The sequence below is a fragment of the Actinopolyspora mzabensis genome, from assembly GCF_900101095.1.
In the GTDB taxonomy this organism is placed as follows: domain Bacteria; phylum Actinomycetota; class Actinomycetes; order Mycobacteriales; family Pseudonocardiaceae; genus Actinopolyspora; species Actinopolyspora mzabensis.
Window position 1 is genome coordinate 35,669 of the sequence record NZ_FNFM01000010.1, and the last position, 18,292, is coordinate 53,960.

At 70.1% G+C, this 18,292-nt stretch carries 14 protein-coding genes; 7 read left to right on the forward strand and 7 right to left on the reverse strand.

Features of this window, described 5'->3' with window-relative positions:
- Window positions 1-30: 30 nt before the first annotated feature.
- The 5 genes from hutH to hutI all read left to right on the forward strand — a co-directional run bounded on the left by hutH (window position 31) and on the right by hutI (window position 7,265).
- Window positions 31-1,638: a histidine ammonia-lyase gene (hutH, locus tag BLR41_RS16925; RefSeq protein ID WP_092629777.1), complete on the forward strand. Its 1,608-nt coding sequence runs from the start codon at window positions 31-33 to the stop codon at window positions 1,636-1,638.
- On the forward strand, window positions 1,635-3,290 hold the full coding sequence (gene hutU / locus BLR41_RS16930; protein WP_092629780.1) for a urocanate hydratase: 1,656 nt from the start codon (window positions 1,635-1,637) through the stop codon (window positions 3,288-3,290). The genes hutH and hutU overlap by 4 nt, the downstream gene beginning before the upstream one ends.
- A gap of 145 nt (window positions 3,291-3,435) precedes the next feature.
- The gene (locus tag BLR41_RS16935; RefSeq protein ID WP_092629782.1) at window positions 3,436-4,650 is read left to right on the forward strand and encodes an allantoate amidohydrolase; all 1,215 of its coding nucleotides are present in this window, start codon (window positions 3,436-3,438) and stop codon (window positions 4,648-4,650) included.
- Between the two features lie 85 nt (window positions 4,651-4,735).
- Complete coding sequence (locus BLR41_RS16940) at window positions 4,736-6,058, forward strand: formimidoylglutamate deiminase (protein WP_092630327.1); 1,323 nt, start codon at window positions 4,736-4,738, stop codon at window positions 6,056-6,058.
- 46 nt (window positions 6,059-6,104) lie between these two features.
- Window positions 6,105-7,265: an imidazolonepropionase gene (hutI, locus tag BLR41_RS16945; protein WP_092629784.1), complete on the forward strand. Its 1,161-nt coding sequence runs from the start codon at window positions 6,105-6,107 to the stop codon at window positions 7,263-7,265.
- 49 nt (window positions 7,266-7,314) lie between these two features.
- Here hutI and BLR41_RS16950 read toward each other — a convergent pair whose 3' ends face one another.
- The 6 genes from BLR41_RS16950 to BLR41_RS16975 all read right to left on the reverse strand — a co-directional run bounded on the left by BLR41_RS16950 (window position 7,315) and on the right by BLR41_RS16975 (window position 13,157).
- Window positions 7,315-8,778 carry an aldehyde dehydrogenase family protein gene (locus BLR41_RS16950; protein ID WP_092629785.1) on the reverse strand — a complete coding sequence of 488 codons (1,464 nt, stop codon included), beginning with the start codon at window positions 8,776-8,778 and terminating at the stop codon, window positions 7,315-7,317.
- Between the two features lie 135 nt (window positions 8,779-8,913).
- The gene (locus BLR41_RS16955) at window positions 8,914-9,387 is read right to left on the reverse strand and encodes an Asp23/Gls24 family envelope stress response protein (RefSeq protein ID WP_092629786.1); all 474 of its coding nucleotides are present in this window, start codon (window positions 9,385-9,387) and stop codon (window positions 8,914-8,916) included.
- Window positions 9,388-9,602: 215 nt separating this feature from the next.
- Window positions 9,603-10,511: a LysR family transcriptional regulator gene (locus BLR41_RS16960; protein ID WP_092629788.1), complete on the reverse strand. Its 909-nt coding sequence runs from the start codon at window positions 10,509-10,511 to the stop codon at window positions 9,603-9,605.
- Window positions 10,508-11,710: a glycine C-acetyltransferase gene (locus BLR41_RS16965; RefSeq protein WP_092629789.1), complete on the reverse strand. Its 1,203-nt coding sequence runs from the start codon at window positions 11,708-11,710 to the stop codon at window positions 10,508-10,510. Before BLR41_RS16965 ends, BLR41_RS16960 begins: the two co-directional genes overlap by 4 nt.
- Window positions 11,711-11,713: 3 nt before the next feature.
- Window positions 11,714-12,745: an L-threonine 3-dehydrogenase gene (tdh, locus tag BLR41_RS16970; protein ID WP_092629791.1), complete on the reverse strand. Its 1,032-nt coding sequence runs from the start codon at window positions 12,743-12,745 to the stop codon at window positions 11,714-11,716.
- Between the two features lie 196 nt (window positions 12,746-12,941).
- The gene (locus BLR41_RS16975; protein ID WP_092629793.1) at window positions 12,942-13,157 is read right to left on the reverse strand and encodes a DUF6104 family protein; all 216 of its coding nucleotides are present in this window, start codon (window positions 13,155-13,157) and stop codon (window positions 12,942-12,944) included.
- Window positions 13,158-13,418: 261 nt separating this feature from the next.
- On the opposite strand from BLR41_RS16975, the gene BLR41_RS16980 reads away from it, so the two are divergent.
- Entirely contained in the window at window positions 13,419-13,706 is a 288-nt protein-coding gene (locus BLR41_RS16980) for a FitA-like ribbon-helix-helix domain-containing protein (protein ID WP_092629796.1), read from the forward strand.
- The gene (locus BLR41_RS16985) at window positions 13,703-14,146 is read left to right on the forward strand and encodes a type II toxin-antitoxin system VapC family toxin (RefSeq protein WP_218120204.1); all 444 of its coding nucleotides are present in this window, start codon (window positions 13,703-13,705) and stop codon (window positions 14,144-14,146) included. Before BLR41_RS16980 ends, BLR41_RS16985 begins: the two co-directional genes overlap by 4 nt.
- Before the next feature lie 308 nt (window positions 14,147-14,454).
- On the opposite strand, the gene BLR41_RS16990 is transcribed toward BLR41_RS16985, so the two are convergent.
- On the reverse strand, window positions 14,455-18,270 hold the full coding sequence (locus BLR41_RS16990) for a multifunctional oxoglutarate decarboxylase/oxoglutarate dehydrogenase thiamine pyrophosphate-binding subunit/dihydrolipoyllysine-residue succinyltransferase subunit (protein ID WP_092629800.1): 3,816 nt from the start codon (window positions 18,268-18,270) through the stop codon (window positions 14,455-14,457).
- Window positions 18,271-18,292: the final 22 nt, after the last annotated feature.

Consider the following 18,292-nt stretch of genomic DNA (forward strand, 5'->3'; position numbering starts at 1 on the left):
GGCGGGCGCGCCCCGCGATGGGATGGACCCATGCGGTACAACGTCGAGCATCCGGCCACCCAGTACCCGGTCCAGGGGGCCTCCGGCACCGAGCCCACCGAGGTCGGGCCGGAACCACTCACCGTCGAACAGGTGATGGCGGTGGCCCGAGGGCAGGCGAGCGTGCGGCTCTCCGAATCGGCCGAGCAGGGCATCGGCGACACCCGCAAGCACATCGACACCCTCGCCGCCGCCGAACAACCCACCTACGGGGTATCCACCGGATTCGGTGCGCTGGCGATCCGCCACATCCCGCCCGAGCGCAGGGCCGCGCTGCAGGCGTCGTTCGTGCGCTCCCACGCGGCAGGGGCGGGCGATCCGGTGGAGCCGGAGGTGGTGCGCGCGCTGATGCTGTTGCGGCTGCACACCGTGGCCACCGGCCGCACCGGAGTGCGCCCGGAGACCGCGCACGCGCTGGCCGAGCTGCTCAACTCCGGCATCGTCCCGGTGGTCCACGAGTACGGTTCGCTGGGTTGTTCCGGCGACCTGGCGCCGCTGGCCGCCGTGGCGCTGGCGCTGACCGGCGAGGGCGAGGTGTTCGACGCGGCCGGAGCGCGCAGACCCGCCGCCGAGGCACTGCCGGAGGCGGGAATCCAGCCGGTGACCCTGGCCGAGAAGGAAGGTCTCGCACTGACCAACGGCACCGACGGCATGCTGGGGATGCTGGTGCTGGCGCTGCGCGACCTGTCCGAACTGGTCGACCTCGCCGACGTCACCGCCGCGATGAGCGTGGAGGCGCTGCTGGGCACCGACCGCGCGTTCGCGGCCGACCTGCAGGCGCTGCGCCCGCACCCGGGACAGGCCCACTCGGCGGCGCGGATGCGCGCGCTGCTCGCCGACTCACCCGTGGTGGCCAGTCACCGCGGCCCCGACTGCACCAGGGTGCAGGACGCCTATTCGATGCGCTGCTCACCCCAGGTGCACGGCTCCGCGCGCGACACCATCGAGTACGCCACCACTGTCGCCGAACGTGAGCTCGCCGCCGCGATCGACAACCCGGTGGTGCTCGACGACGGGCGCGTGGAGTCCAACGGCAACTTCCACGGCGCGCCGCTGGCGCACGTGCTCGACTTCCTCGCGATACCGCTGGCCGACGTCGCGGGCATCGCCGAGCGCCGCACCGACCGGATGCTCGACGTCGCCAGGTCGCAGGGCCTGCCCGCCTTCCTCGCGGACGACCCCGGGGTGGACTCGGGCTACATGATCGCGCACTACACCCAGGCGGGGGTGGTCACCGACCTCAAGCGCGCGGCGAATCCCGCATCGGTCGATTCCATCCCGACCAGCGCGATGCAGGAGGACCACGTGTCCATGGGCTGGTCGGCAGCCCGCAAGCTGCGCACCGCCGTGTCCGGGCTGCGCAAGGTGCTGGCCGTCGAGCTGCTGACCGCCGCCCGCGCGCTCGATTTGCGGGCACCGCTGCAGCCGGCGCCCGCCACGGGCGCGGTGCGCGACCTGCTGCGCACCCACGTGTCCGGTCCGGGACCGGACGAGCACGTCGCTCCCCAGATCCTGGCCGCCGAACAGCTGCTCGCCTCCGGCGAGGTGCACCGTGCGGCGGCCGAGCACGTCGATCCCGTACTCGGAGGCCACACGTGACAACCGCGAGCCGTACCGTGCGCGCCCCGCGCGGCACCGAACTGACCGCGCGGAGCTGGAGCACCGAAGCGCCGCTGCGCATGCTGCGCAACAACCTGGACCCCGAGGTGGCCGAACGGCCGGACGACCTGGTCGTCTACGGCGGCACCGGCAAGGCCGCCCGGGACTGGGCCAGCTACGACGCGATCGTGCGTGAGCTGACTGAGCTCGCCGAGGACGAGACCCTGCTGGTGCAGTCGGGCAAGCCGGTCGGGGTGCTGCGCACCCACGAGTGGGCGCCTCGGGTGCTGATCGCCAACGCGAACCTGGTCGGGGACTGGTCGAACTGGCCGGAGTTCCGCAGGCTCGACTCGCTGGGCCTGACCATGTACGGCCAGATGACCGCCGGTTCCTGGATCTACATCGGTACGCAGGGGATTCTGCAGGGCACCTACGAGACGTTCGGCGCGGTGGCCGCGAAACGCTTCGGCGGGACACTGGCCGGAACCCTCACCGTCACCGCCGGACTGGGCGGGATGGGCGGTGCCCAGCCGCTCGCGGTGACCATGAACGAGGGGGTGGCGCTGGTGGTCGAGTGCGACGCGGACCGGGCGCACCGCCGTGTCGGGCACGGTTATCTGGACGAGGTGGCCGAGGGGCTCGACGACGCGCTCGAACGTGTCGAGTCGGCCAGGAAACGTCGCGAAGCCCGCTCGGTGGCGGTGATCGGCAACGCGGCCGAGGTGTTGCCGGAACTGCTGCGGCGCGGTGTCGAGGCGGACGTCGTCACGGACCAGACCTCCGCGCACGACCCGCTGTCCTACCTGCCCATCGGGGTGTCCACCGGGGACTGGGCCGATTACGCGAGCAGCGCCCCGGAGGAGTTCACCGCGCGCGCCAGGGAGTCCATGGCCCGGCACGTCGAGGCGATGGTCGGCTTCCACGACGCCGGGGCAGAGGTGTTCGACTACGGCAACTCGCTGCGCGGCGAGGCCCGCACCGCCGGTTACGGGCGAGCCTTCGACTACCCGGGGTTCGTGCCCGCCTACATCCGACCGCAGTTCTGCGAGGGCAAGGGGCCGTTCCGGTGGGCCGCGCTGTCCGGTGATCCGGCCGACATCGCCGCCACCGACCGGGCCATCCTGGAGTTGTTCGGCGAGGACGAGCACCTGGCCCGCTGGATCCGGATGGCGGGCGAACGGGTCTCGTTCCAGGGACTGCCCGCCCGCATCTGCTGGCTCGGTTACGGACAGCGCGAACTGGCGGGGGTGCGGTTCAACGAGATGGTCGCCTCCGGCGAGCTGCGTGCGCCGGTCGTGCTGGGCAGGGACCATCTGGACACCGGTTCGGTGGCCTCGCCCTACCGCGAGACCGAGGCGATGGCCGACGGTTCCGACGCGGTCGCGGACTGGCCGCTGCTCAACGCCCTCGTCAACACGGCATCCGGTGCGACCTGGGTGTCCGTGCACAACGGGGGTGGGGTCGGTATCGGCAAGTCGCTGCACGCGGGTCAGGTGATCGTGGCCGACGGCAGTGAGCTGGCAGAGCGCAAGCTGCGTCGGGTGCTGACCAACGATCCCGGCACGGGGGTGATGCGCCACGTCGACGCGGGTTACGACAGGGCGCGCGAGGTGGCCGACGAACGCGGTGTCCGAATTCCACGTACCAGCTGATTGAAGTTTCCCGCGAAATCGACGTCCGGCCACACCACCACACCCCGCGGGAGCGTCGATTTCTCGCGAAATCGCCGGGGGAACGGAATCGGCAACGGTTACCGGGAAGCAGGAAGCTCCGAGGACCGAGGGAACGGAGGGAACGGTGTCCACTCCGAGTGAGCTGCTCGCCGACATCGAACGGGTGGGCAAGGACCACGGCCGTGGCGGGTACTCCCGGCACGTCTTCGACACCCCGGAGCACGAGCTGCGCGAGTGGTTCGTCGAACAGGCCGCCCGACGGGGACTGGAGGTGGTGCCCGACGGGAACGGCAACCTCTGGGCCTGGTGGTCCGGTCCCGGAGTGGCCGGGCCCGGCGACGGGGCCGTCGCGACCGGCAGTCATCTCGACTCCGTGCCCGGCGGCGGCGAGTTCGACGGGCCGCTGGGCGTGGCCAGTGCGCTGGCCGCGGTGGACAAGTTGCGTGCCGAGGGATTCCGTCCCGCTCGTCCGTTGGCCCTGGTGGTCTTCGCCGAGGAGGAGGGTGGACGTTTCGGGCTGCCCTGCCTGGGATCCAGGCTGGCGGCCGGGACGGTGGCGCCGGAGCGGGTGCTCGGGCTGCGTGACGACTCGGGAACCACACTGGCCGAGGCGATGCGCGCCGCCGGGAAGAACCCGGACCACACCGGACCGGACGAGTCCAACCTGGCACGGGTGTCCCGGTTCCTGGAGCTGCACGTGGAACAGGGCAGGGGACTGGTACACCGACAGCGACCCGTGGGGGTGGCCTCGACGATGCTCGCCCACGGCAGGTGGCGGTTCCGGTTCACCGGACAGGGCAACCACGCCGGAGCCACCCCGCTGGGCGACCGCAGGGACCCGATGCTGCCCGCCTCACTGCTGGTCGCCGAGGCCCGTCGCGTCGCCGCGGGCTACGAGGACGCCAGAGCCACGGTCGGACGTATCCAGCCGGTGCCCTCGGGAACCAACGTGATCGCCGCCTCGGTAGACCTATGGTTGGACGCCCGCGCGCACACCGACGCCGACACCAGGGGGATGGTCGACGAACTCCACCGCCGGGCGGGCGTGTTGGCCGCCGAGGAGGGGTGCTCGATTCGGCTGTCCGAGGAGTCCTATTCGGACACGGTGTCCTTCGACGGCCCGCTGCGCGACGAGCTCACCGCGATGCTGGACGCACCCGAACTGCCCACCGGTGCCGGGCACGACGCCGGGGTGCTCGCCGCGCGGATGCCCACCGGCATGTTGTTCGTGCGCAACCCAACCGGTATCAGTCACGCTCCGGAGGAGTACGCCGAACCGGCCGACTGCGACGCCGGTGCGGAAGCGCTCGCGACGGTGCTGCGGCGGTGGACCCGATGACCGCGAGACCCGAGACCGCGAGACCCGAGACCGCGGGGCCCGATGACCGGCGGTGCCCGTGACACGAGAGGAGCTGCCCGAACGGATGTCCTACTGGTGCGAGTGGGCCTGGCTGCGGGACGGCCCCGGCCGTGACGTGCTGATCGAGACCGACGGTGCGCGGATCACCGGGGTCACCCCGGCGGTCGAACCACCGCCGGACACCCCACGACTGCGCGGCCTGACCCTGCCCGGTGCCGCCAACGTGCACTCGCACGCCTTCCACCGCGCGCTGCGCGGCAGAGGAGCGGAGCAGCGCGGCACGTTCTGGACCTGGCGCGACCGGATGTACCGCGTGGCGCAGCGACTGGATCCGGACACCTACTACCGGCTGGCCCTGGGGGTCTACGCGGAGATGTTGCTGGCGGGATTCACCGCCGTTGGTGAGTTCCACTACCTGCACCACGCACCGGGCGGGCAGCGCTACGACGATCCCAACGCGATGAGCGCCGCGCTGGTGGCAGCGGCCCGCGAGGCCGGAATCAGGTTGACCCTGCTGGACACCTGCTACCTCAGCAGTGGATTCGGTTCCCCGCCGGAAGGGGTGCAGACCAGGTTCTCCGACGAGACCGCGGACGCGTGGGCCCAGCGGTTGCACGACTTCGACGGTCGACACGACGGGGCCGTCCTCGGTGCCGCGCTGCACTCCGTGCGGGCCGTGCCGAAAGCCGCCATGCCGGTGGTGCGCGAGTTCGCCCGCACCCGCGGGGTGCCGCTGCACGTTCACCTGTCCGAGCAGCGTGCCGAGAACGACGCCTGTCTGGCGGTGCACGGGCGCAGCCCCACCCAGCTGTTGGAGGAGCAGGGGATGCTGCGAACCGCCACCACGGCGGTGCACGCCACGCACCTGGCGGCGGGCGACATCGCCAGGCTGGGACGCAGCGGTACCGGGGTGTGCCTGTGCCCCACCACCGAGGCGGACCTGGCCGACGGGACGGGTCCCGCCGACGAGCTATCGGTGGCGGGCTGTCCAGTGTCGCTGGGCAGTGACGGGCACTCGGTGATCGATCCCTTCGTCGAGGCACGTGCCGTCGAGTCCGGCATGCGGCTGCGCAGCGAGGTGCGCGGTCACTTCTCCCCGGACGAGCTCACGATGATGGCCACCGGCACCGGCCATCGTGCGCTGGGCCGTCCCGACGCGGGCAGCATCGAGCTCGGCTCGCTGGCGGATCTGGTCACCCTGGACCTGGACAGCCCGCGAATGGCCGGGGTGCCGCCGCGTGCCGCTGTCACCGCGGCGACCGCGGGGGAAGTGACCGATGTGGTCGTCGACGGCAGACGGGTGGTCCGCGAGGGCGTCCACCAGCTCGTGCCGGACGCGGCGGGCACGTTGCGCGAAAGCATTCGGGAACTGGTCGAGGACTCGTGAGTGGCGAGGTTTCCGCGCGAGTTCACCCACGTGGCGAGGAAGATCGATGACGTCCACCCTTATCACCGGAATCTCCGAGCTGACCACCAACGACGAGGAACTGGGAACGCCGACCGACGCGGCCCTGGTGTTCGAGGGGGACCGGGTGGCCTGGGTCGGTGCGGCCGAGCGCGCGCCGCTGGCCGATCACCGTGTCGACCTCGAAGGCCGCGCCGTGCTGCCGGGCTGGGTGGACAGCCACACCCACCTGGTCTTCGCGGGTGATCGCACCGCCGAGTTCACCGCCCGCATGGCCGGAGAGCCCTACACCGCGGGCGGGATCGCCGAGACGGTGCGCGCCACCCGCGCGGCCGACGACGAGCGGCTCGCCGCGAACCTGCGCGCCCACATCGCCGAGGCCGTCGCGCAGGGCACGACCTCGCTGGAGACCAAGACCGGATACGGGCTGACCGTCGAGGACGAGCTGCGCGCCGCCCGCATCGCGGCTGCCGAGGTGGACGAGGTCACCTACCTCGGTGCCCACCTCGTACCTCCCGAACGGGACGCCGAGGAGTACCTGGACCTGGCGTGCGGGCCGATGCTCGACGCGGTCGCAGAGCACGTGTCCTGGTGCGACGTGTTCTGCGAACGCGGCGCGTTCGACGCCGAGCGGTCCCGCCGCGTGCTGCTGGCCGCCCGGGAACGCGGACTGGGACTGCGGGTGCACGGCAACCAGCTGGAACCGGGTCCGGGTGTGGCGCTGGCGGTGGAGTTGGAAGCGGCCAGTGTGGACCACTGCACGCACCTCACCGATGCCGACATCGCCGCGCTCGCCGGGTCGGACACCGTGGCGACCCTGCTGCCCGCCTGCGACCTGTCCACGCGGCAGCCGTTGCCGCCTGCCAGGGAACTGCTCGACGCCGGGGCCACGGTGGCGCTGGCCACCAACTGCAACCCCGGCTCGTCCTACACCTCGTCCATGGCGTTCTGCGTCGCCACTGCGGTGCTGCAACTGCGGATGACCGTCTCCGAGGCGGTGTACGCGGCCACGAGAGGAGGGGCCCGGGCACTGCGCCGCGACACCGGTGCGGGCGCGCTCGGCGTGCTGCGACCGGGCGCCCGTGCCGATGTGCACGCGCTGGACGCGCCCGCCGCGTCCTGGCTGGCCTACCGGCCCGGTGTTCCGCTGACCCACCGGGTGTGGCGGGCCGGGCGGCCGGTTCGCTGAGCGGACGTGCCCGAGACCCGACAGCTACGCGACGTTCTCCCCTGAGTTCTCAGAACGGGTACCGCGCCTGCCGCTCCCGGAAGGTGACCCATCGGGTGTCGGTGAACGCCTCGACGCCGCTGCGCCCGCCGAAGTGGCCGAAACCGGAGTCCTTGACCCCGCCGAACGGCGCCTGCGGCTGATCGCCGACCGACTGGTCGTTGATGTGGAAGATGCCGGTCTCGACCCGCCGCGCGATCTCCCAGCCCTTCCGGGTGTCGGCGGTGATCACACCACCGGTCAGTCCGTACGGCGTGTCGTTGACGATCCCGATCGCCTCCTCGACGGAGTCGTACCCGAGCACCGTGGTGACCGGGCCGAATATCTCCTCCGAGTGGATCCGCTGTTCCGGGGTGACCTCGCTCAGTATGGTCGGCCGGTACATCGCCCCTTCCGGTGGTTGCCCGCCGCAGTGCGCCACGGCTCCCCGCGCCAGGGCGTCGTCGACCAGCGAGGCGATCCGCCGCGCGGCAGGTTCGTCGATCACCGGGCCGATCACGGTGTCCGGGTCCCGGGGATCGCCGAAGGGAAGCCCGGCTACCTTCTTGCCCAGGCGTTCGCCGAATTCCGCCCGCATCGTCTCGGGCACCAGCACCCGGTCGGCCGACATGCAGATCTGGCCCGCGTTCATGAACGCGCCGAAGGCCACCGCGTCCACCGCGTAATCCAGGTCGGCGTCGTCGAGCACCAGTACCGAGTTCTTGCCGCCCAGTTCCAGCACCGCGGGTTTGAGGTGGCGGGCGGCCTCGATCCCGATGGAACGCCCGACCTCGGTGGATCCGGTGAAGTTGACCCGCCGGACCCTGCGGTCGGCGATCAGGGCGTTGCCGATCTCTGCGCCGTCCGCGACGTCGTTGGTGATCACGTTGAGCACGCCGTCCGGCAGCCCGGCTTCCCGCAGGATCCCTGCCAGCCAGAGACCGGCCGCCAGCGGCGCCTGTTCGCTCGGTTTGAGCACCACCGTGTTGCCCATGGCCAGTGCGGTGGCGAACGCGCGGGTGCCGAGGATCAGCGGTGCGTTCCACGGTGCGAAGGCGGCGACCACCCCGGCGGGTTGCCGCAGCGCGAAACTCCACTCGTCGGGATCGGAGGAGGTGAGCACCTCGCCGCGCGGTCCGGTGGTGGACGCGGCGGCCTCGCGCAGGATGTCGGCGGCCAGCTCGACGTTGAACATCGCCCACGGCCGGGTGCCGCCGACCTCACCGGCCATCAGCTCCACGGCCTGTTCGGTGTACTGCCCCAGCAGGTCAGCGGCCCGCAGCAGGATCTCCCTGCGCCGCAGCGGTCCGGTGCGCGACCACTCGTCGAACGCGGCCGCGGCGGCGTCGACCGCCTCGGTGACGTCGGATACCGAGGCCGCCGCGACGGTGGCGAACACCTCGCCCGTCCGGGGGTCGTTGTCGGTCGTCCTTCGACCGTCGACCGCTTCCCGGAAGTCACCCCCGATGATCAGCTGTCGTTCCACAGGCGCCATTGCCGCTCGCTTTCGTCGAATCCTTCCACCGCATCCCACCACCGGTGGGCAGCCGCGTGCATGCCCGGCCGCGGTATCGCTCCCCATTCGCAGCACGGTGTGCGCGCTCCGGTCGTGCTCACCCGGGTGCGCGACTCACTCCACCCGGGAGGACGCCGGTTCCGCCTCCTCGTCCTCGGAGGGCAGGTGGATGTCGTTGACGTCGATGTTGACCTCGATGACCTCCAGGCCGGTCATGCGCTCCACGGACTCGATCACGTTCCGCCGCACACTCCTGGTCAGATCCACGATGGACAGGCCGTACTCCACCACCACGTCCAGATCCACCGCCGTCTGCTTCTCGCCGACCTCGACCCGCACCCCCGAGACGGTCGAGGTGCCGCTGCCGCCGGGGATGCGTTCCCGCAGCGCGCCGAAGGCGCGGGAAACCCCGCCTCCCATCGCGTGCACCCCGGAGACCTCGCGCGTCGCGATCGCCGCGATCTTCTGCACCACCGTGGCAGCGATGCTGGTTTTGCCTTCCGAGGGTTCGGCCGAGGTGCTCGCCCGGACGGGCTGCCGGGCCCCGGAGGAGTCGTTGTCGGCCCGCTCGCTGTCCTGCTGTGCCATGTGCCTTTCCTTTCGAGCCTGGCGTGCTGCGCGGCTGCTCGTCGTGGCCCGCCGTGCGTCGGACGCCGCGTGTGTCGGACGGCCCCGTTCCCGCGGGTGTTCCGCGAGTATGCCGCATCTCACGCGCCGACAGCGCCGAACCGCACCGCACCGAGTGCCCAACGCTCCCAAGGCGCCGAGTCACGCGACGGCCACCCGGCCACCTGGGCGAGCTGTCACTGCTTCTGGAGCTCTTCGGAGCAGGTGAGAAGTGACTCCAGCACTCGCCGCAGCAGCGGGTGCTCCTCCCTGCCGCGTCGCACGGCCGCGAAGACCCGCCTGGTGGGGACCCGCTCGCGCAGCGGCCGCACCTCGGCGCCGTGTTCGGCCGGGACGGCCCCGCGTGGCACCAGTGCCATGCCCGTCCCGGCGGCCACCAGGGCCACCACCGCCTGGAAGTCGTCCGAGGTGTGGGTGATGGGTGGGGCGAATCCCGCGTCTGCGAAACAGGTCTGCGCCACCTCACGGCAGGGGTTGCCCGGCAGCGGCGCGATCCAGTCGGACTCGCCGAGTTCGCTCACCGTCAGGCTCTCCCGCCCGCAGAGCGGATGGTGCGGTGGCAGCACGGCGTCGAACGGTTCGGCGTAGAGCGGATACCTGGTGAGCCGGTCCTCGTCGGGTCGGACGGTCGCGCCGTACTCCATCGAGATCGCGATGTCGGTTTCGCCCGCCAGCAGCATGAGCAGGCTGTTGTGCGCCTCGGCGTCGCGCACCAGCACTGTCACCCCCGGCGCGGCGGCCCGCAGCGCGGTGATGGACGGCGCCACCACGCGCGTGATGGCGGAGGCGAACGAGGCCACTTCGACGCGCCCGACGGTGCCCGCGGCGCAGGCCGCCATGCTGGCCTCGGCACGTTCCACCTCGGCCAGCACGGCCTTCGCGTGCTCGGCGAGCAGCTCCCCGGCCGCGGTCAGCTCGACCCGCCTGCCCCTGCGGATCAGCAGCGCCTGCCCAGCCTCCTGCTCCAGCGCGGTGAGTTGCTGCGAGACCGCGGACGGGGTGAGATACAGCGTCTCGGCCGCCGCGCGCACCGTGCCGTGGTCGGCCAGTGCGCGCAGCACGGTCAGTCGACGCGGGTCAATCACCCGGCCAGCTTACCCGCCTTCTCCCGGGCACGGATGAACGCCGTGACGGCGTTCTCCACGTCCTCCGAGGTCAGCGCCGCGGACATCTGGGTGCGGATGCGCGCCTTGCCGTGCGGCACGACCGGGTAGGAGAACCCGATCACGTAGACGCCCTCCTCCAGCAGCAGATCCGCCATCCGGCTGGCCTCGGCCGCGTCGCCGATCATTACCGGGATGATCGGGTGTTCGCCGGGGAGCAGGTCGAAGCCCGCCTCGGTCATCCTGCGGCGGAACAGTTCGCTGTTGGAGCGCAGCTGCTCCCGCATGCCCGGCTCCGAGGCCACCAGGTCCAGCGCTGCCAGCGCGGAGGCCACGATCGGCGGGGCCAGCGAGTTGGAGAACAGGTAGGGGCGGGAGCGCTGCCGCAGCAGCTCCACGATCTCCGGCCACGCCGCCACGTAGCCGCCGCTGGCGCCGCCCAGTGCCTTGCCGAGCGTGCCGGTGACGATGTCCACCCGGTCGGTGACGCCGAACAGTTCGGGGGTTCCCGCGCCGTTGGGCCCGAGGAAGCCGACCGCGTGCGAGTCGTCGACCATGACCATCGCGTCGTGGCGTTCGGCCAGCTCGCAGATCTCGTCCAGCGGGGCCAGGTAGCCGTCCATGGAGAACACGCCGTCGGTGACGATCAGCCGGTAGCGCGCGTCGGCGTGCTCGACCAGCTTGCGTTCCAGGTCGGCGGTGTCCCGGTTGCCGTAGCGCGCGCGTCGCGCCTTGCACAGCCGGACACCGTCGATGATGCTCGCGTGGTTGAGCTCGTCGGAGATGATCACGTCCTGCTCGTCGAGCAGGCTCTCGAACAGGCCGGTGTTGGCGTCGAAGCACGAGCTGTACAGAATGGTGTCGCCGGTGCCCAGGAAGTCCGACAGCCGCCGTTCCAACTCCTTGTGCGGGGCCTGGGTGCCGCAGATGAACCGCACCGAGGCCATCCCCAGCCCCCACTCGTCCAGGGCGTTCTTGGCGGCCTCGATCAGCTTCGGATGATCGGCCAGCCCGAGATAGTTGTTGGCGCAGAGGTTGAGCACCTCGCCGCTGCCCGCTTCCGAGTCGACCCCCACGCGCGCCCGCTGCGGCGATTCGAGGACGCGTTCCCGCTTGTACAGCCCGGCCGACCGGATCTCGTCCAGCCTGCCACGCAGTTCCTCGGCAGCTTTGCCGAACATCGGCTACTCCACCGTCCAATCCAGGATGATCTTGCCGCACTGGCCCTGTCGGGCAGTGTCGAAGGCTTTCTGATAGTCGCCGCTGGCGAACCGGTGCGTGATCACCGGACTCAGGTCCAACCCCGATTCCAGCAGAACCGACATCGAGTACCAGGTCTCGAACATCTCCCTGCCGTAGATGCCCTTGATGGTCAGCATCTTCAGCACCACGGAGCTCCAGTCGATCCCGAAGCCCTCGGCGGGCAGACCGAGCATGGCGATGTGACCACCGTGGGCCATGTTCGCGATCATGTCGCGCAGCGCGACGGGCTGCCCGCACATCTCCATGCCGACGTCGAAGCCCTCGGCCATGTCCAGCCGCTCCTGCACCTCGGTGAGGTCGTGCTCGGCGATGTTCATGGCGAGGTCGACGCCGATCCGACGCGCCAGGTCCAGCCGGTACTCGCTGGCGTCGGTGATCACGATGTGCCGGGCGCCCGCGTGCCGGGCCACGCTCGCGGCCATCAGCCCGATGGGGCCCGCACCGGTGATGAGCACGTCCTCGCCCACGACGGGAAAGCTCAGTGCCGTGTGCACGGCGTTGCCGAACGGGTCGAAGATCGCGGCGACGTCGTGGTCGATGTGCTGGTGGTGCACCCAGCAGTTCGCCTCGGGCAGCACGGCGTACTCGGCGAACGCGCCGTCGTAGTGCACGCCCAGTCCCTTGGTGTTGGCGCACAGGTGGCGTCTGCCCGCCAGGCAGTTGCGGCACCGGCCGCACACCACGTGCCCCTCGCCGCTGACCAGGTCGCCGACCTCCACCTGCCGCACCCCGGCCCCGATCTCGACGACCTCGCCCACGAACTCGTGGCCCGCGATCAGCGGCGGGGTGATGTTCGCGGCGGCCCAGTCGTCCCAGCCGTCGATGTGCAGGTCGGTCCCGCAGATGCCGGTGCGCAGCACCTTGAGGACCACGTCTCGTGCGCCCGGCCTCGGGTCGGGGACATCGGTCATCTCGAGTCCCGGACCGGCGGTGGGTTTCACCAGTGCTCGCACGGTTCCTCCAATTCCGCTGGCGATCCGGCGGGGGCTCTTGGCCCGTGGTTTGCCGCGGTCTGCCGCCGAAGCGCCGGTGAGCGCATCGGGATCGCCGATCCGGATTGTCTCCCCGTGTTCGGCGGCGGTCCAGCAGGACTTTCCGCACAGGCTGATAAGCGGGGCTGCACAGCGCTGTTCGGGAGGTGAGGCGGGATCAGCTCTCCACGGCCTCGCTGACCTCTTCCTCCTCCGAATCGGCCTCGTCGCCCTCGTCCCTGGCGAGGAAGGTGGCCAGCCGGTCCACCGCGTCCTCGAACTCCGGGTTCGTGTCGACGAAGGCGCGCATCCGGTCGGCGAGCCATGCCAGGTTCACCCGCTCGTCGCCGCGCTGTTCCTCCAGCTCCTCGAGACCACGATCGGTGAAATACACGTCGTCTCTCCTAACCGCTTCGCGTTCCCGATTTCGGGGTTCTCCGGCAGCGTAGGCAACCCGATGTGGTTCGGCCCCACGGGGCACTCGGGGGTCGTACGGATTCCGCCGGAAGGGGGAAGGCCCACCCGCCGCGAGAGTGAGCGGCCCTGTCGGTGTGCGGTACCGGTAACGAGAACGGGCCGCCGATCGGAACGAGTGCCCGGCATATCGCCTCGAAGTCCGTGCTATCAAACCTTTCTTTTTTGCTATCATAACTGCATGCGGCAGCTGATAACGCGGATAGACGACGAGCTGCACGGGCAGCTGAAAGCGAAAGCGGCCAGCGAGAACCGCAGTATGAACGAGCTGGTCACGGAGGCGCTCTCGCAAGTCGTGGACGGGCCGGCCGGCCATCGGACGGTACGCCGGCGGGCTCGTGCTTCCGGCCTGCTGGCGGAAGTTCAGCCGCCCGAGAACGTGTTGAGCCTGGACGAACTGGAAGCGGCGACCCGGGGCCTCGGTCGTAGCGCAAGCGAGGCGCTGGAAGCCGATCGGGGGGATTGGTGACCCTGCTGTACGCCGATACCAGCAGTCTTATACGTGCCTACCTCGCCGACGAGGCCGAGCACGCCGAATTCCGTGAACTGCTGCTGGAAGGCGAGCTCCCCGTGGTCACCAGCGAGTTGACCAGGGTCGAATTCGCTTCCGCCGTCTCCGCCGCACTGCGCGGCAACCGTGTCGAGATCTCCGCGCACTTGATCGACCGCTTCGACCGGGACTGCGGTGAGGAAGGAGCCATAACCCCGCTGCGGCTGAACTCGGCCCTGCTGCTGCCCAGAGCCAGGGAACTGGTGATCGGCTACGCGATCCGCACGCTGGATGCGATACATCTCGCGGCGGCTCTCGAACAGGCCGCTCCGCTGGCCGCGGGCGACGATCTCGTGATGGTCACGCGCGACACCGGGCAGGCCGCTGTCGCGACCGAGAAGGGACTCTCCGTCCGCTGAACATCACTGCTCCTTCCACAGGTCCGTGGCTGCGGACTTCGCGCGAACGGAGAACGGGCCGCCGATCCGCGTACGAATCGACGGCCCGCGGAAACCTGCTGCGAAACCGGTCGCTGTGGCCCTTCGGCGCGCGAGCCGAACTCCTACCACGCCCGCAACCGGCACCGCCGCGGGTTCTCCCGTGCGGCTCTCGCGAGGACGGGCCCGACGTTGTGTAGTACCTACCCGATGTCGGGGCCCCCGCAGCGAGAGCCGTGCGAGAGGTTCCGCCAAGCGACTACCCGAGAAACCCGACCGGGAACGCCCGGTCAGTCGGCGAAGGCGTTGGTGATCACCTCCGCCTGCTCCACGTCGTGCACCTTCTTCAACCCGGTGGCCGGTGCGGCCATCGGGCGGCGCCCGACGACCTTGAGCTTGCTCGCGAACTCGGGGCCGAACTCGCGCGGCAGCGCCAGCCCGAGGAACGGCCACGCACCCTGGTTGCGCGGCTCCTCCTGGGTCCAGCGGATCTCCTCGACGTTGGGGTAGCGCTCCAGCAGCCTGCCGAGCTTGCGGTGCGGCAGCGGGTAGAGCTGCTCCAGCCGGACCACGGCCGTGTCCTTCGTCTCCCGCTTGGCCTGCTCTGCCGCCAGCTCGTAGTACAGCTTGCCGGTGCACAACACGAGCTTGCGAACCCCGGACGGGTCCGGCTCGGTCGGATCGTCGATCACCGAGGCGAACTTGCCGTTGGTGAAGTGCTCGATCGGGCTGGTGGCCTCCTTGAGCCGCAGCATCGACTTGGGCGTGAACACCACCAGCGGCCGGTCGATGCCGTCCATCGCGTGCCTGCGCAGCAGGTGGAAGTAGTTCGCGGGTGTGGAGGGCATCGCCACCGTCATCGAGCCCTCGGCGCACAACTGCAGCCACCGCTCGATGCGGGCCGAGCTGTGGTCCGGGCCCTGCCCCTCGTGGCCGTGCGGCAGCAGCATCACCACGTCGGAGCGCTGGCCCCACTTGGCCTCGCCGGAGGAGATGAACTCGTCGATGATCGACTGGGCGCCGTTGAAGAAGTCGCCGAACTGCGCCTCCCACAGCACCATGGCGTCCTGGTTCGCCACCGAGTAGCCGTACTCGAAGCCCACCGCCGCGAACTCGGACAGCGCCGAGTCGTAGGTCAGGAACTTGGCCTGGTCGGAGGAGAGCTGCTGCAGCGGGGTGTACTCCGCACCGGTCTTGCGGTCGATGACCACCGCGTGCCGCTGGCCGAACGTTCCGCGCCTGGTGTCCTGCCCGGTCAGTCGCACCGGGTAGCCCGAGGTGGTCAGCGAGCCCAGCGCCAGCAGCTCGCCGAACGCCCAGTCGATGCCGCCTTCCTTGCCCATCTTGGCGCGCCGTTCCAGCACCGGCTTCACGCGCGAGTGGGGGGTGAAGCCCTCCGGCAGGTCGATCTGCGCGTCGGCGATCCTGCGCAGCTCGTCCTCGGAGATGCCGGTTTCCAGCTTGGCCGGGATCTGCTGCTCCGACTCCACCGAGGGGCTCGGCTCGGGCGGGTGGTTCTCCAGCTCGCGCACCTCGTTGAACACGTGCTCCAGCTGGTTGGCGTAGTCCTTGAGCGCCTTCTCCGCCTCGTCGACGGTGATGTCGCCGCGCCCGATCAGCGACTCGGTGTAGGTCTTGCGGACGCTGCGCATCTTGTCGATCGCGTCGTACATCTCCGGCTGCGTCATCGACGGGTCGTCACCCTCGTTGTGCCCGCGGCGGCGGTAGCACACCATGTCGATGACCACGTCCTTGCCGAAGGTGTTGCGGTACTCCACGGCCAGCTTGGCGACCCACACGCACGCCTCGGGGTCGTCGCCGTTGACGTGGAACACCGGTGATCCGGTCATCTTCGCCACGTCGGTGGAGTACTTGCTCGACCGTCCCGACTCGGGGGTGGTGGTGTAGCCGACCTGGTTGTTGATGACGACGTGCACGGTGCCGCCGGTGCGGTAGCCGCGCAGTTGCGACAGGTTCAGCGTTTCGGCGACCACGCCCTGCCCGGCGAACGCGGCGTCGCCGTGCAGCAGCACCGGCAGCACGGTGAAGCCCTCCTGGCCCTTGTCCAGGATGTCCTGCTTGGCGCGGACGATGCCCTCCAGGACCGGGTCCACCGCCTCCAGGTGGGAGGGGTTGGAGGTCAGCGACACTCTGGTCTCGCCGTCGCCGAACATGCGGAAGTACTTGCCCTCGGCACCGAGGTGGTACTTCACGTCACCGGAGCCGTGCGCCTGGCCCGGGTCGAGATTGCCCTCGAACTCCTGGAAGATCTGCGCGATCGGTTTGCCGACGATGTTGGCCAGCACGTTGAGCCTGCCGCGGTGCGGCATGCCGATGACGACCTCGTCCAGCTCGGAGGTCGCCGAGGAGTCCAGCACCGCGTCCAGCAGCGGCACCACCGTCTCGGCGCCCTCCAGCGAGAACCGCTTCTGGCCGACGTACTTGGTCTGCAGGAAGGTCTCGAACGCCTCGGCGGCGTTGAGCTTGGACAGGATGTACTTCTGCTCGGACTGGTCCGGCTTCTCGTGCGGTTTCTCGACCCGGTGCTGCAGCCATTCGCGCTCGTCCGGTTCGAGGATGTGCATGTACTCCACGCCGACCGTGCGGCAGTAGGAGTCCCGCAGCACTCCGAGCACGTCGCGCAGCGACATGTGCTCCTGGCCCGCGAAACCGCCGACCGGGAACTCCCGGTCCAGGTCCCACAGCGTGAGGCTGTGCGAGAGGACGTCGAGGTCCTCGTGGCGCCGCTGCCGGTAGTTCAGCGGGTCGATGTCGGCCATCAGGTGACCGCGGGTGCGGTAGGCGTCGATGAGCTCCAGCACCCGGGCGGTCTTGTCGACCGCGCCCTCCGGGATGTCGGTCGACCAGCGGACCGGCTCGTAGGGGATGCGCAGCGAGGAGAAGATGTCGTCGAAGAAGTTGTCCTCGCCCAGCAGCAGCTGGTGCACCTTGCGCAGGAACTCGCCGGACTCCGCGCCCTGGATGACCCGGTGGTCGTAGGTGGAGGTCAGCGTGACGATCTTGCTGATGCCCATCTCGGTCAGGGCCTTCTCGCTGGCCCCCTGGAACTCGGCCGGGTACTCCATCGCCCCGACGCCGATGATGGCGCTCTGCCCCTGGGTGAGTCGCGGCACCGAGTGGTTCGTTCCGCTGGGGCCGGGGTTGGTCAGCGAGATCGTGGTGCCCGCGAAGTCCTCGGCGGTGAGCGCGTTGTTGCGCGCCTTGCGGATTATGTCCTCGTAGGCCTGCCAGAACTGGTAGAAGTTCATGTTCTCGCAGGCCTTGATGGAGGCGACCACCAGGTTGCGGGAGCCGTCCTTGCCGGGCAGGTCGATGGCCAGCCCGAGGTTGACGTGCTCCGGCGTCACCACGGCGGGCTTGCCCTTGGCGTCCTCGCCGTAGTGGCGGTTCATGCCGGGGAAGTCCCGCAGTGCCCGAACGAGGGCGTACCCGATCAGGTGGGTGAACGAGATCTTGCCGCCCTTGTTCCGCTTCAGGTGATTGTTGATCACGATGCGGTTGTCGAACAGCAGCTTGGCCGGGACCGCGCGCACGCTGGTGGCGGTCGGCACGGTCAGCGACTGCTCCATGTTCTTGGCGATCGCCGCGGCCGGCCCGCGCAGCGTCTTGGTCTCCTCGCCGCCGGACTCCTCCTTGACGGGAGCGGCCTTGGCGGCCTCCTGCGGGGAGGGTTTGGCGGACTGCTGCGACCCGGACGGTTGTGAAGTGGCCGAACGGCCGCCTCCGTCCTGCTGCGTTCCCGCCTTCCCGGGAGTGGTGCGCTGCTGGGCTCCGTCCGCACCCTGTCGGGTGCCGGTCTGCTGCGCCTCACTCGCCGGTGGAGTCGTGGTCGTACGGGCACCCTCGTCGTGCACCTGACCATTTCGCTCACCGGACTTGGTGGCGGTCGCGGTTTGTTGGCCTGTTGTTGCGCCTGTCGCCGCAGCGGCGGACTCGGTTGCCGAGTGCCCCGAGGGACGGTAGTCCGCGAAGAACTCGTGCCAGGCGGAGTCTACCGATGAGGGGTCGTTGAGGTACTGCTCGTACATTTCCTCGATCAACCACTCGTTGGGGCCGAACTGTGACGCAGGGCTGCTGCTGGACACGGCTGGCGTTCGCCTCGATCCA

What these genes read in the sequence shown, in the direction of transcription:
- hutH (WP_092629777.1), top strand. Translation starts at nt 31, where the DNA reads ATGCGGTACAACGTCGAGCATCCGGCCACCCAGTACCCGGTCCAGGGG.
- BLR41_RS16940 (WP_092630327.1), top strand. Translation starts at nt 4,736, where the DNA reads ATGTCCTACTGGTGCGAGTGGGCCTGGCTGCGGGACGGCCCCGGCCGT.
- hutI (WP_092629784.1), top strand. Translation starts at nt 6,105, where the DNA reads ATGACGTCCACCCTTATCACCGGAATCTCCGAGCTGACCACCAACGAC.
- BLR41_RS16950 (WP_092629785.1), bottom strand. Translation starts at nt 8,778, where the DNA reads ATGGCGCCTGTGGAACGACAGCTGATCATCGGGGGTGACTTCCGGGAA.
- BLR41_RS16955 (WP_092629786.1), bottom strand. Translation starts at nt 9,387, where the DNA reads ATGGCACAGCAGGACAGCGAGCGGGCCGACAACGACTCCTCCGGGGCC.
- BLR41_RS16965 (WP_092629789.1), bottom strand. Translation starts at nt 11,710, where the DNA reads ATGTTCGGCAAAGCTGCCGAGGAACTGCGTGGCAGGCTGGACGAGATC.
- BLR41_RS16980 (WP_092629796.1), top strand. Translation starts at nt 13,419, where the DNA reads ATGCGGCAGCTGATAACGCGGATAGACGACGAGCTGCACGGGCAGCTG.